The 12,356-nt window shown below is 56.8% G+C and carries 20 protein-coding genes; 8 read left to right on the top strand and 12 right to left on the bottom strand.

Annotated elements, in window-relative coordinates; translation table 11 throughout:
- The first annotated feature begins 39 nt into the window (after positions 1–39).
- The gene (locus tag ACMCNM_RS28080; protein ID WP_412765833.1) at positions 40–630 is read left to right on the top strand and encodes a DUF1349 domain-containing protein; all 591 of its coding nucleotides are present in this window, start codon (positions 40–42) and stop codon (positions 628–630) included.
- A gap of 170 nt (positions 631–800) precedes the next feature.
- Positions 801–1,073, top strand: coding sequence for a twin-arginine translocase TatA/TatE family subunit (locus ACMCNM_RS28075; protein ID WP_412765832.1), 273 nt, complete (start codon positions 801–803; stop codon positions 1,071–1,073).
- A gap of 73 nt (positions 1,074–1,146) precedes the next feature.
- Here the strand turns inward: ACMCNM_RS28075 and ACMCNM_RS28070 are convergent, their stop codons facing one another.
- Together ACMCNM_RS28070 and ACMCNM_RS28065 are read right to left on the bottom strand one after the other, a co-directional pair.
- The gene (locus tag ACMCNM_RS28070; protein WP_412765831.1) at positions 1,147–1,434 is read right to left on the bottom strand and encodes a hypothetical protein; all 288 of its coding nucleotides are present in this window, start codon (positions 1,432–1,434) and stop codon (positions 1,147–1,149) included.
- Positions 1,400–2,104, bottom strand: coding sequence for a hypothetical protein (locus tag ACMCNM_RS28065; RefSeq protein ID WP_412765830.1), 705 nt, complete (start codon positions 2,102–2,104; stop codon positions 1,400–1,402). The genes ACMCNM_RS28070 and ACMCNM_RS28065 overlap by 35 nt, the downstream gene beginning before the upstream one ends.
- Positions 2,105–2,419: 315 nt before the next feature.
- On the opposite strand from ACMCNM_RS28065, the gene ACMCNM_RS28060 reads away from it, so the two are divergent.
- From ACMCNM_RS28060 to ACMCNM_RS28040, 5 genes are all read left to right on the top strand, one after another.
- On the top strand, positions 2,420–2,713 hold the full coding sequence (locus ACMCNM_RS28060) for a DUF6555 family protein (RefSeq protein WP_412765829.1): 294 nt from the start codon (positions 2,420–2,422) through the stop codon (positions 2,711–2,713).
- A gap of 37 nt (positions 2,714–2,750) precedes the next feature.
- Positions 2,751–2,909 carry a hypothetical protein gene (locus ACMCNM_RS28055; protein WP_197899431.1) on the top strand — a complete coding sequence of 53 codons (159 nt, stop codon included), beginning with the start codon at positions 2,751–2,753 and terminating at the stop codon, positions 2,907–2,909.
- Positions 2,910–2,925: 16 nt separating this feature from the next.
- On the top strand, positions 2,926–3,150 hold the full coding sequence (locus tag ACMCNM_RS28050) for a DUF2188 domain-containing protein (RefSeq protein ID WP_412765828.1): 225 nt from the start codon (positions 2,926–2,928) through the stop codon (positions 3,148–3,150).
- Positions 3,147–3,584, top strand: coding sequence for a DNA methylase (locus ACMCNM_RS28045; protein WP_412765827.1), 438 nt, complete (start codon positions 3,147–3,149; stop codon positions 3,582–3,584). Before ACMCNM_RS28050 ends, ACMCNM_RS28045 begins: the two co-directional genes overlap by 4 nt.
- Before the next feature lie 83 nt (positions 3,585–3,667).
- Complete coding sequence (locus ACMCNM_RS28040; RefSeq protein ID WP_412765826.1) at positions 3,668–4,108, top strand: response regulator; 441 nt, start codon at positions 3,668–3,670, stop codon at positions 4,106–4,108.
- Positions 4,109–4,199: 91 nt separating this feature from the next.
- On the opposite strand, the gene ACMCNM_RS28035 is transcribed toward ACMCNM_RS28040, so the two are convergent.
- From ACMCNM_RS28035 to ACMCNM_RS28025, 3 genes are all read right to left on the bottom strand, one after another.
- A complete protein-coding gene (locus tag ACMCNM_RS28035) occupies positions 4,200–4,478 on the bottom strand; it encodes a hypothetical protein (RefSeq protein ID WP_412765825.1) in 279 nt (92 codons plus the stop codon).
- 69 nt (positions 4,479–4,547) lie between these two features.
- Entirely contained in the window at positions 4,548–5,012 is a 465-nt protein-coding gene (locus ACMCNM_RS28030) for a hemerythrin domain-containing protein (RefSeq protein WP_412765824.1), read from the bottom strand.
- A 105-nt stretch (positions 5,013–5,117) separates the two neighbouring features.
- On the bottom strand, positions 5,118–6,872 hold the full coding sequence (locus tag ACMCNM_RS28025) for a glycoside hydrolase family 15 protein (protein WP_412765972.1): 1,755 nt from the start codon (positions 6,870–6,872) through the stop codon (positions 5,118–5,120).
- A 349-nt stretch (positions 6,873–7,221) separates the two neighbouring features.
- On the opposite strand from ACMCNM_RS28025, the gene ACMCNM_RS28020 reads away from it, so the two are divergent.
- The gene (locus ACMCNM_RS28020; protein ID WP_412765823.1) at positions 7,222–7,362 is read left to right on the top strand and encodes a hypothetical protein; all 141 of its coding nucleotides are present in this window, start codon (positions 7,222–7,224) and stop codon (positions 7,360–7,362) included.
- Positions 7,363–7,386: 24 nt separating this feature from the next.
- Here the strand turns inward: ACMCNM_RS28020 and ACMCNM_RS28015 are convergent, their stop codons facing one another.
- The 7 genes from ACMCNM_RS28015 to ACMCNM_RS27985 all read right to left on the bottom strand — a co-directional run bounded on the left by ACMCNM_RS28015 (position 7,387) and on the right by ACMCNM_RS27985 (position 12,353).
- Complete coding sequence (locus ACMCNM_RS28015) at positions 7,387–7,830, bottom strand: DUF421 domain-containing protein (protein ID WP_412765822.1); 444 nt, start codon at positions 7,828–7,830, stop codon at positions 7,387–7,389.
- Positions 7,831–7,840: 10 nt separating this feature from the next.
- A complete protein-coding gene (locus ACMCNM_RS28010; protein WP_412765821.1) occupies positions 7,841–8,293 on the bottom strand; it encodes a hypothetical protein in 453 nt (150 codons plus the stop codon).
- 65 nt (positions 8,294–8,358) lie between these two features.
- On the bottom strand, positions 8,359–8,862 hold the full coding sequence (locus ACMCNM_RS28005; protein WP_064614494.1) for a CinA family protein: 504 nt from the start codon (positions 8,860–8,862) through the stop codon (positions 8,359–8,361).
- A 383-nt stretch (positions 8,863–9,245) separates the two neighbouring features.
- Positions 9,246–10,103 carry an SDR family oxidoreductase gene (locus ACMCNM_RS28000; protein ID WP_180688416.1) on the bottom strand — a complete coding sequence of 286 codons (858 nt, stop codon included), beginning with the start codon at positions 10,101–10,103 and terminating at the stop codon, positions 9,246–9,248.
- Positions 10,104–10,134: 31 nt separating this feature from the next.
- A complete protein-coding gene (locus tag ACMCNM_RS27995; protein ID WP_412765820.1) occupies positions 10,135–10,674 on the bottom strand; it encodes a type 1 glutamine amidotransferase domain-containing protein in 540 nt (179 codons plus the stop codon).
- A gap of 83 nt (positions 10,675–10,757) precedes the next feature.
- Positions 10,758–12,086: an SDR family oxidoreductase gene (locus ACMCNM_RS27990; protein WP_412765819.1), complete on the bottom strand. Its 1,329-nt coding sequence runs from the start codon at positions 12,084–12,086 to the stop codon at positions 10,758–10,760.
- Between the two features lie 33 nt (positions 12,087–12,119).
- Positions 12,120–12,353 (bottom strand): PLD nuclease N-terminal domain-containing protein, encoded by a 234-nt coding sequence (locus ACMCNM_RS27985; protein WP_412765818.1) that lies wholly within the window; start codon positions 12,351–12,353, stop codon positions 12,120–12,122.
- Positions 12,354–12,356: the final 3 nt, after the last annotated feature.

Raw genomic sequence — 12,356 nt, 5'->3', positions numbered from 1 at the left:
AATCGAGTATCTGATTTCTGACTGGCTCTAGGAGTGAATATGCGCTTCGACGATTTTTTACTGCGTGGTGAGTCCAACGGACAGGCACAGCTTGTTGGAGAGGAGTTGACCCTCAGAGCAGCAGCTGGAACTGATTGGTTCCATCATCCAGCGGGTGAGATCAAGCGAACCAACGTTATCTCAACTTACCGCGAGGTTCACGATCAGGTATTCACGTTGTCCACGAAGGTGTCGGTGGGCTTCAACTCCGCGTTTGATGCTGGGGCGATTTTCGTCCAGGTCGACGATGACAATTGGGCAAAGCTTGCCTTCGAGTTATCAGGTGCGGGTGATCCTACCGTTGTGAGTGTGGTCACCCGAGGAACCTCGGATGATGCTGACGGCCCATCGATCGAGGGCAGCAGCGTTTGGCTTCGGATGCATTGCGATGGACACTCCCTAGCCATGCATTTCTCCGTGGATGGGTTGTACTGGCGCTTCCTGAGGTGGCTGTCCATCCCAGGGCTTGAGCAGCGTCCATTAAAGGTTGGCTTTGGTATTCAGGCGCCTACGGGGGCAGGTTGCTCGGCCAAATTTGATTCATTGGGATGGAGTCACGAGCCCATCCTAGATTTTCGGGATGGTAGTTGACGAAGAGATACTCAAGCCCTCCAGTAACCACAACACTGGAGCATGCTTGCCCCGCTGGCTCAACATCCAAAGGTCGTGTCGGAGAGGCTGGAGCGCATTCTCAGCTTTTTCCGAGCGATCAGGTGCTTGATAGCCATCGGCCCGATTGTTCCGATTTGAAGGATATCATCATGGGTATTTTTGACTGGAAACACTGGATCGTACTGCTAGCTGTGGTGATCTTGGTCTTTGGCACCAAGAAGCTAAAAAACTTTGGGGGCGACCTTGGCGAATCGATCAAAGGGTTTCGTAACGCGATGAATGATGGAGAGCACAAGCCAGAAGAGCAGAGCCATGCACCAACCCAGCCGGTGCCGTCCCAGTCGAACACTGTAGAGCAATCATTGGGCCACATCGTCGAAGGCCAGGCCCAGCAGGTCAATGACTCGCAACGGTCGTCTTAACAATGCTGGTTGCTGAGTAAGCTAGTCGCTCTGGTGGCGCTCGGCCCTGAGTGCCTCCGGGGGCGCCCTGAGTTCATTCACCATCGGCCTGCGGTGGAGGTGCATGGCGTTTTCGGAATTCGCCGAGAACGTCCGGATACTCTCTCCGCCGGCTTTGATCAATCATGGCTGCATCAATACTCTTCCAGTCGATGTCGACGTATGCGTCCTTGATGTTATCAAACCACTTCCAGTACGAGTCGACCCCAGCCAAATAGCGTCGGAGCTTAGGCGTTTCGGCCATGACAACGATGTTGTACTGCTGAAGCTCGTAGCGCAGTGGCTCGTCAATAGGTGGATCGATGACTCCCCAGAGCGGCATGTTCAATGTCCCTGCAGACCAACCAACCACACCAATTGTGATCTTGAACCCATTGGTTCAACTCGATTACCCTGTCTTCACCCACGTTTCTCGCAGTCAGGGTCGTGCCTTTGGGAACCTGAATCTCTCCGTCTGGGATTAGCCGTCCAAAAGGGTTGTTGTTTAGCGCCGAGCGTACCATCGAAGCATTCAGCGTATCGAATGGGCTGTCGGTGCCTAAAATGAGTCTCCCGGCAGAGTTGCGCCCGTAAACCTCGGCCAGCCTCACGGTCTCGCCGTCCCATTGCCCTTTCAACGTGCTAAATAGTTGCATCATGATCGCGTATTGCAGGAAGTCAGGAATTTGCTGCTTTTCAACGACAAGAGCTGGGCCGAACACAGAGCTTTTAGACTCAAGGCCGTTAAACAGGTGACCTATGCTTTCCCAGTATGGGTGGAACATTGGGCCGACCATGAAGGCACCAAGCGTGTTGTCGCGGAATAGCGTCAACGTGTAAAAGCTTTGCTTTCTCTCTTGCTTGAATATTGGGCTCACCGCCGTGCTGGCCAGAGCCACGGCACCTAGCAAGGTGGCGATTTGCGTAGCACTGCTAGGCAGATCAGGATTCAGCCAAAGCAGCACCGCTAGAGTGGGTGCGGCGACAACAAACAGCAGAACCACGATCTTCATTGTTAGCTCCATCCCCGGAGATCCTTCGGCTAATAGGCCGTCATCATGAAGCTGGCCGGGAGCATTGACCAGGCCAGCTTAAACGTCGAGCTGTATGTATATGTAGTGCAGGCGTTGGCATGCAGAGCCATCGATCTCCCTTTTCCAACAGGCGGCACATGTCTGCAGACAAAAACTGCGCAGGAGGGTGTGGAGCCTTATACGGGTAGCGCAGACGTCCACCTGCATTCATAGAATGCCTTACCACCTGCCATTCCGATGGAATTATTTCTTGCCTAGCTTGCTCAATAAGGCATGAACTAGGGAGGGATTCTCATGGTTGGACAGCAACTATACGTGGTCGACTACGAACTGCACGGTGAGCACCGAACATTCATCATTCGTTTGGAAAAAATGGGCAACGCCGTCGCCTGGCATTGGGCCAGTTGCGATGCCGGTGTCGGCATCATCCCCCGATTCAGTCAGCAGAAAATCAAGCTGGTTAGCCGTCCCGTAGCCGAGCGATACGGCATTGCCCAAGTGAAATGGCGGGTGGCTGGCCAAGGCCCTGAGTTCGTTCCTCAACCTATTGATGTCGGGCAATTCTCGAGGCCTTCTGAAGGCGCTTAGTGATGGACACCCGATCCATTTGCTTGGAGGTTTAGCCATGCAACCGAAGACCGAGGGCACCGAAGAGAAGGGGCCAAGCGATGTCCCCTTCATCAATGACCCGGAAAAGCCGACTTCGCCACCCTTGAATGACGCTGACGCCACGGACGCAGCGGAAGCTGAAGAAGATATCCAGGACGATGGCCAGTCAATTTAGCCAGGAGGAGAAGACTATGGAGAACTATCACCTAAGCCCGACGTCGGATGGCTGGGAGTTGAAGAAAGCCGGTGCTGACCGGGCATCCAAGCGCGCAGCGACGAAGCAGGAACTGGTCAGCATGCTGCCGGATTTCTTTGAAGGCAAAACGGTCTCTGTGAAGATTCACAAAGCAGATGGCACGATTGAAGAGGAGCGAACTTACCCTCGTTCGGCTGACCCGCGTCGAACCAAGGGGTGACCATTGTCACAGCTCGTGATCTCGGCATTGATGTCACGAGCGCCGACGGTTTGTTCAGGTGGTTGCTCGCCAGTTTCCTGATGGGAAAACGTATACGCTCGAGCGTTGCTGTTCAGACCTATCGAGTCCTGGTCTATCAGCACGGAGCCGACACACCGGGCAAACTTGCTCGCTGCTCGCATTCGACCCTTGTCCGTCTGCTCGGCCAGGGGGGTTATGCTCGTTACGATGAGTCCACCGCCCGGCGTCTCCATGCACTGGCCAGCAGATTGGAAGAAGAGTGGGCGGCTCAACTTAAGGCGCTGCAAGCTGGCGACCTCAGCAATGAAGATTTCAAGCTCTGGATTTTGTCCTTTGAAGGTATAGGCCCAAAGACCCTGGAGATCTTTTTGCGAGAGATCCAGGGCCATGTTTGGGTAGGCGATGAGGTTTGAGTGGTGCATGGCCATATGCCGCCATCGACGTATGCAGCCACGAGTGGAACACTCAGTTCTTCCGCTATGGACAGGAGAGGAAGATGAAACTCGATGTAGAGGGTTTGTCACTGTCAGGGATGACAGTCGTTGTGGTAGAGGACGATGAAACCTTGCGAACGCTCTTGGTGGACATCCTTGTGGAGCTGGGAGCAGCCTGCGAGGCTTTTGGCAATGCGGAAGATGCTTTGATGCATCTAATGGGCCTGAAAGGTGAGTGCTCATTGATGGTCGTAGACCATGGAGTCCCCGGCAGTATTAAGGGAATGGAATTCATCTCGATGGCGCATGAGAAGTGGCCTGGGTTACCAGCCATCCTCACCTCGGGCTATCAACTGGATGCTTCGCAAGTCACCCCCCCAGTAACTTACCTTTTCAAACCTTGGTCTCTCGACGAGCTGACCGTGGCGATAGAGCAGGCGCTCCCCAAGCAAGGACAGCATTCGACTCAATCATCGAGAGCTTCGTTACCGGGGCGTTTCTAGGTCATCGAAGGCAGGATCACCTTACGTTTTTTCTAGTCAATGATTCTGCCGCCGGCACTGTCAGAAATGGGTTTCTTCGTGGCTGATCGGGTCAATTCGCCTGGGGGGTGGCCGTCGCCCTCTGAGCTTTCTTCGAGGAGTATTTGTTTTTCCTCCACCCCCGCAGATTCATGAGGAAAAGGACTACTTGCAGCACAATCAATGCCCAAGCTTCAGCCTGCCAGCCCCAAACCGACCACAGTAGATTACTGGCGATGAAGCAGCAGAAACCCACCATGCGTCGTCCAGGACGGTGCGAACCTATGCACCAGGCCGCCAATACCGTGACCGCCATGGCAGGCCATTCCAGCAATTCGATCCAGTTTTCCATCAGGCTCTGTTCCAATCGTCAATTCATGACGCCATTGCCAGCTCGCTGATCCGGCAACGCGCGTTTGATTCAAGCGGCACGCTGCTCGCCTTTTAGTACCTTTTTCTGGGTCTCCATGGCTTGTCCTAGCTCCTCCAATTGAGCTTTACCGAGAAGCTTCTTCGCGGTGGGGAAGAGCTCGCCTTCCTCTTCCTCGATGTGATGCTCAAGCAGTTCCTTCATCACCTTCACCCGACCGGCGAATTCGAGCGTTCCTGTTTCGGTAAGGAGTAGGTCAGGGAGTACCAGTGAGTCCACTGTCCGGTGTTCTTCTTTGGCCTCGTAGTACATCTTGGCCTCCTCTTTACCACCGGCTTCCTTGATCGCTGGATAGAGAATGTCCTCCTCCAACGCGGTGTGGATTTGCAGCTCTTGTCCGATGCGGTGCAGCAAATCAGCGCGTTTTTTTACGGCTCGCTCAGTGGTCGATGACAGTTCTTCCAGCAGTTTCTTGACTACCTTATGGTCTTGAATCAGCAGATCAATAGCATTCATGGCGGCACCTCGTCACGGGCGGATAAATATTGACTTCCTAGGAGTTGAGTGGCCCAAAACAGCAGGGTTCAACGATCATGATGACTGGCGTAAGGCCGATCTGTTTTAGCGCTCTGGCCCTTGCCCCCCTATCGCCAGTGCGGCGCGCAATGCCGCGAGATGGGTCAAGCCCTGCGGCAGATTGCCAAGAAACTGGCCGGTGGATGGATCAACCATTTCGGAATAAATGCCGACGCCGTGATCAAGGCCGTTTACCGCACGGTGGAAGGCGTCTTCTGCGCGGTCGCATTGACCTATCAGTGCCCAAGCTTCGATGAGCCAGAAAGTACAGGCGAGGAAGCAACCTTCCTCTTCACTGGCCTGACTGAATCGGTAGTGAAAGGGCCCTGTCCCCAGTTCCGCCTGTATGACTTCGAGTGTGCTATGCAAGCGTGGCCCTGAGGGGTAGCCGAAACGCACTGCGAGTGCGATGGACGCGTCCAGGCGGTCGCTGCCCGCATAGAACACATAGGTTTGGCGTTTCTCGTTCCAACAATGCTCATCTACCCACGTTTGGATACGCTGACGCTCACGGTGCCACCGCTCACGGCAGGTGGTCGGCAGGTGGCCGCCATCTGCCAACTCTATGGCCCGACTCAGCGCCTGCCAGCAGCTGATCTTGGACAAGGTGTAATGCCGTTTTTCATGCAGCTCCCATATACCGGCGTCGGCCTGTCTCCAGCTGTCAGCGCATTGATCGGCCAGCCCTGAGAGGATCGTCGCGCTTGTCGCGTCAAGGATATTTCCGCTGTCGATAAAGCAACGGGCGGTCTCGAATATGTCGCCGAATATTCCATGCTGGAGCTGGTCGCGGGCGTCGTTGCCCACCACCGGTGGCGAGTTTTTGTAACCCGGCAGGTCTACCGGGCGGGTGCAATCGCCGATGGCACCGTCGAGTGTATAAAATACACGTGGGCCATGTTCACCTAGCCGATTCAACAGCCAGGTAAAGGCTGCCTTGGCCTCAGGCTGCGCGCCGATAGCGAGGAAGGCTTCGATGGTATATCCGGCATCCCGGATCCAGGCGAAGCGGTAATCGAAGTTCTTGTTCCCGCCTATTCGCTCAGGCAGTGACGAGGTGCCTGCCGCCATGATCGCGCCGCTCGGTGAGGACAGCAGAAGCTTCAATGCCAGCGCATTGCGGACAACCAGCGATTTGAGCGGGCCGTCGTAGATCAGGCCTTTCGACCATTGCTGCCACTCACGGTGGGAGCCATCGATACGTTCGTCGATGAGTTCGAGCGGGGGAAGCACCAACGGCTCATCCCGTCCCGCGACGATAGCCAGTACGGTTCTTTGTCCTTGGCCAACGCTGACGAATCCCCTGACGCCCATATCGTCCTTGCGTTCAATACGCACCTGGGCGTCGTGGATGAACATACCGAGAATGTGCCCGGCATGGAAAACGCAGCCGTTGTCGTTAGGTGCAAGGTAGGGACTGACGGTGTCGGCTTGGGTGCCGAAGTCGATGGCGATGTTGAAATCGACTTGCCCTTCGATACCCTCTATGCGTCTGCCGAGTTCGGCCCATGGCAAACGGCCCGCTGGCCCGCTGTTGAGGGACTCGGTCAGTCGGGCACGGCCATTGCGCGTGACGAACAGTGTCTCCAGTACATTACTGTCTGGAAGGTAACGGCGTTTTGCGCGGTAGTTTTCGCAAGGCGTAATGGAAAAGAACCCACCTGAATGGGGCGCGAGTAATCGGTCGAACAGAGGCGGGGAATCCATGTGGGGTACACACCACCAGTCGATGGATCCATCCAGGCCAATCAAGGCTACAGAGCGCCCATCGCCGAGCGCTCCGTATTCCTCCAGCAACAACCAACCGCCTTCATCTCGCTGAGGCTCACCGTGCTGCCATCCATCGACCGATGTAATTTCCACGCGATGCCTCCGAGGTAGTTTGTCCTGTTCGGACATAGCGGTCGAATGCAGAGTTCGTCTCAGTTTCCAGCTCGCGCGCTTTTCACGGATTCACATAAAGGGAATTTCAAATGCTCATCGAAATCTCAATAGCGTCACAGGCTCCAGTCGCCTGACTTCAACCCTCCTACTAACAAGAGCAAAAGGAGGCTTCATGACTTGTCTGATTTGCGCCGGGCATGCTGAGTCCGTTGAATGTGCTACCGGTTGGGAGGAGCGCCATTGCTCGCAGTGCGGGAGCTATCGCATGTCCCAAACGCTCGTTCTGGTGATGATGGAAGAGGGGCAAATCTTCGATACCCGCCGGATGCGAGAGTGGCTCATTACCCGGCGCGGTTGTGTGTCCATCCCCGTTATCGAACCTCATCATGCCATCCTCGTCACTTGAATCAGCTCAGGCATAAGAGCGTCTTCACTCGTCGGGAATGATCGAGATCTTTCCATTGCGCTCGACGATGGCAAATTTGATCTGCTCTACTTTTTCGAGCCCTTGGCTGTCTCGCGCCGATTCGAGGATGTCGTCTTCCGTTAGCCGGGCTCGACGCATGCGATGGTGGAGAAAACGGCCATTCTCGACGACCAGCGTTGCGTGGCCGTCCAGCAGCCGCGCCAAGGGCTTGGAATTGAGTTTTGCGAGCGACAGTCCGACATCCAGCACTATCAGCGTCGCAATGACCAACATGGCATTGGTGAAGGAAAAGTCATCGCCCAGCAAAGCCTGTTGGGTCGCTTCGCCGATGATGAGTAACAGTACGAAGTCAAAGGTGGTCAGGTCGGCCAGTGAGCGTCTGCCGGCGACGCGAAACAACAGCATCAATGCGACGTACATGCCGGCTGCGCGCAGGATCGAATCCATCACTCGTTCCTCAAGGGAATAGGAAAGTGGTGAAGTGGACAGCACTGGATGGGCCTGCACGCACAATACCTTCAAGGGTGCCCACATACTCGCTGCGCACGGTGAGGTAGAGTGTGGCAATACCATCCTCGCTGGTACCCAGTTTCAGCAGAATGGCCTTGCCCTGTGATAATGAGGCTTGTGGTTGGGGTTGCAGGGTTTCGATACTGGCTTCGCGCAGTAGTGAACCATCGAGTAGCACCATGATGGGTTCTCGGGCGCTACCGCGAACCGTGATGCGCAGGGAGTCAGTCGTGCCGCTACGGCTGAGGCGTTGATACTCGACATGCAAACGGCCATCTGCGCTTGTGACCTGGGCATTGCTGAGCGGGCCGTTGCCGAAGACGCCGGCCAACCCAAGTAAGACAATGACCAACAGCACGTACCAACCCACACGTTCGAAGCGCCAAACGCGCTGTTGCATGGCCATGTCTTCCTGGACAGGGTGCTGTCTCGACACCAGTTCATCCTCAGCCACAGTTATACCCCTCAGGCGCGCTCCCCACGTAGCCAGCGCTCGTGATAATGGATCAGGCGGGTGAGCCCATAGACGGCGCCGTCGTGCATGACCTGCGCTCGCTCTCCAAAAAATCGCTGGGTACGGGTAAACACGGCAATCGGCTCGCCGGCGAACGCCCACGCGAAGCACAGCGTGCCGGGTAAAACCCCGGATGTTGGGCCAGGCCCGGCTACACCGGTCGTTGCAATAACGACGTTGGCATCGCTGTCTTTCAATGCCCCTAACGCCATTTCCCAGGCAACTGGCTCGCTGGTCAGCCCGTACCGTTCGATGGTTTCCGGACTCACACCTAGCAGCCGCTTCTTGGCGGAGGGCGAATACACGACATAGCCGCTTTCCAGTACCTCGCCCGTACCAGGGAAGGCCGCCAGCAAAGCGACCATGCAGCCTGCTGTACAGGACTCGGCAGTGGTGAGTACCAAGTGGTGGTCTTTGAGATAGCCGAGCACGGCCAGTACGGGGTCACTTGCCATCTTGGTGTCGACTCGTTGTTCTTTTGCGGTGGACGTACCAGTCAGGCAAATGGTTCACCGGTTTAGCGCAGGTTCGCTTGGTTTCTTGACCTGAACTTTATTGCTCGTGCTGACATCACTGTAGGGAGCGCGGAGCCGTGCTCCGAACCGCTATATGAATGATAGATATAAGGGTAGGGCAGGCTATGAAAAAGCACACCGACGCCGGGCCTAGACCGCAGGCCCCGTCAAAAACTCAGGGTGAAGAAGAACGCGACAACGATGCTCACCGACCGGATGGTTCGTCAGGCACTGATCATGACTCGACCGCGCAGAAAACAGCGCGGCATGAAGGGGAGACGAAGAAGCACCGAGGCCAGTAATATCTGGCCTCAGCAATGCCTTCAGAGGATGGGTTTGCCGCCGGTTACTCCATATCGTGAGCCCGAGATGTAACTCGCTTCATCGGAGCCCAACAAGACGTAGATCGGCGCTACTTCCACAGGTTGCCCTGGCCGCCCCATCGGGTAGCTCGAACCGAAGTTCCTGACGGCTTCATCGGGCATGGTGGCAGGAATTAACGGTGTCCAGATCGGGCCGGGCGCCACGCTATTGACCCGAATGCCTTTCTTGCCAAGTGATTGAGCCAGGCCCGCAGTGAAATTGGCAATGGCTCCCTTGGTGGCGGCATACGCCAACAGGCTGGGTGATGGGTCGTCAGAGTTGACGGAGCTGGTGTTGATGATCGAACCGCCTTTGGGCATTGAGGGTAACGCGCGCTGGCAAATCCGGAAAATGGCGGTGATGTTGGTATCGAAGGTCTTTACCCATTCATCATCGTCAATCTCGTCCAGGCCCTCATGAGCCATCTGGAACGCGGCATTGTTGACCAGAATATCGATACGACCAAACTGCTCCACGGTCTTGTCGACGATGTCGTAGCAGTGCTGTTTCTGCGCCAAGTCGCCTGGCAGCAACAGGCATTGGCGGCCAGCAGCCTCAACCCAGCGCGCGGTTTCTTGCGCATCTTCGTGTTCATCCAAGTAGGAAATGGCAACGTCAGCGCCCTCCCGAGCATAGGCAATAGCAACTGCGCGCCCGATGCCGCTATCGCCGCCGGTGATCAAGGCGATTTTGCCTTCCAGCCGATTGTTGCCGGTGTAGGTCTGCTCACCACAGTCTGGATAAGGCTCCATCTTGCGTTGTGAGCCTGGAACGCTTTGCGGTTGCGACGGGAATGGAGGGGTAGGGTACTCGCTCATGGTGAAAGCTCCTGCAGTTTCGAACGCGAAATCAGCCGGCCAATGCCTTGATCAACTGCTCATTAAAGGCCGGAATATCGTCGGGCTGGCGGCTGGTGATCAGGTTGCCGTCCACCACCACCTGCTCATCCACCCAATTGCCACCCGCATTACGAATGTCGTCCTGCAGTGTCTTGTAGCTGGTCATCCGTTTGCCCTTGGCCAAACCACTGGACACCAGCAGCCAGGCACCGTGACAGATGACGGCCAGCGGCTTGCCAGCCGCGTCATGGCTTTTCACCAGCTTTTGCGCACCGGGGATCAGGCGGATGGTGTCGGAATTCTGCACGCCCCCAGGCAGCACCAATGCGTCGTAGAGGTTGAGGTCGGCACCGTCGAACGTCGCATCAACGGCGAATTCGTCGGCGGGCTTGTCATGGTTCCAGCCACGAACCACACCTTCCTTTTCACCTAGGATATCGACCACCGCACCGCTGTTTTCCAAGGCCTCACGCGGGCCCGTCAGCTCTACCTGCTCGAAGCCATCGGTGACCAGAAAGGCCACGCGCTTGCCGTTCAGTTGTGCACTCATCGTTCATCTCCTCGTACCGATAGAACTCATATAGGGGCCGGCACCAGCAGGCAAAGTTCCTGCGCGATGCTGAGTGGTTCAAATCAGCGACGCCGCCTTGGCGTGCGGGTAATGACTAACCCGGCAATGATGCCGAGGACTGCCGCACTCACTAACAACGGCTTGTTGTCTTTGCGGTTTCGCCAGCCGCCATCCACGCTGCGTCGGCTACTGGGTGGCTCGAACAGATTGCCCGATGAAATCGCTGCACTGGGACTGCGGTTTAAGCCCCAGCGTGTCAGCCATCCGGAAAGCAGCGGTAGTCCTGGAACCAGGAAGCTGGCCAGATGGGCGACGCGGGCGGCGGCGCCTACTGTGGTGTGCGCACGAGGGGAAATGGCGCATGCCACCATGGCCTTTGCCACCAACTCCGGGTCGTAGATCGGCCCAGGCGGGGTGAGGGCGTGGCCGGTGTAGTTGCCGCCATCCCTGAAACCCGGCGTGTCCATGACCGCTGGGTAGATGTCGCAGACATGGATGTCGGGGAATTCCGTCAACTCTCCCCGCAGCGCGTCGGTCAGGCCACGCAGGCCGAACTTGCTTGCCGAGTACGCCGCTGCGTAGGGCTGGGCAACCCAGCTGCCCAGTGACAGGGTGTTTATCAGAGTGCCGCTGCGCTGCGCCTTGAAGTAGGGCAGGGCCACATGGGCGCCGCGCAGGTAACCGACCAGGTCGGTTTGAATGACCTGTTCATGTGCCTCCAATGGCGTGTCCTCGAAATTGCCGACCGCGCCAACGCCGGCGTTGTTGACCCAGATATCGATCCTTCCATGGCCAAATTCAGCTGCCTGCTTGGCCAGTGCTTGCACCTGGTCGCTGCGGGTCACGTCGGTGGTAATTGCCACGGCGTCCGTCCCGCAATCGGTGCACTCGTCCAAAACATCGAACAGCGCTTCTTCATCGCGTGCGGCCAGCACCAGGCGAGCACCTTTGCAGGCAAACGCATGCGCGGCGGCCCTGCCTATGCCGCTTGAAGCGCCGGTGATGACCACCACTTTGCCCCGCAGGGGGCCTTTTGTCGGTGCTGGGCGTGACCGCTCGGCTGGCGGTGGATCTTGCTCCGGCTCGTTAGTCGCCGACGCGAGGATGGAACTGGCTTCTATCCTCGAGAGCTCGAGGGGGGGGCCGTCGATCAGCACCAATTTCAGCCCCTCGATGGTGCCTGCCACCCGATCCGGGAAGACTGGCTCGCCTTCCGCATCCAGGCTGTCATAGATGAACTTTGTCCCCTCGAGCCAGCCGACAGCCGTCAGCAGTTCAGGGCCAAGGTAGTATTTTCCATCCAGAAAGAAACCGGGAAATTGATGGGCGCGCTCGACGTTCTCTACGCTGTAGCGTTCGCCTAATTTCATGCCTGTCGCTTGATCAATCATGTTGCAACCCCCTATAGGTGGTGCTCAGAAATGTCAGCCTTTGCTGTGCTCGTCAGAAGTTGGCCCAGAGCCTCGCTTGATGCCTCGCGGGCCAGCAACGCCCCAGATACCCAATCCAACAAGCGGTAGCGCCACGATCAGCAGAGCCCAGGCGGCCTTGACCGCATCCGTCTTGTCGCTCCTGAATACGCTCACGATGGCCCACAGGTCGATGAGTAAGAGAATTGCCGCCACGGCAATCCAGACGTAACTGGCGAGACCGTTCATGAC

The sequence above is a fragment of the Pseudomonas sp. NGC7 genome, from assembly GCF_047159675.1.
GTDB lineage: Bacteria > Pseudomonadota > Gammaproteobacteria > Pseudomonadales > Pseudomonadaceae > Aquipseudomonas > Aquipseudomonas kermanshahensis.
Note: the sequence above shows the minus strand (reverse complement) of the source record. Positions and strands in the feature narration are given on the sequence as shown.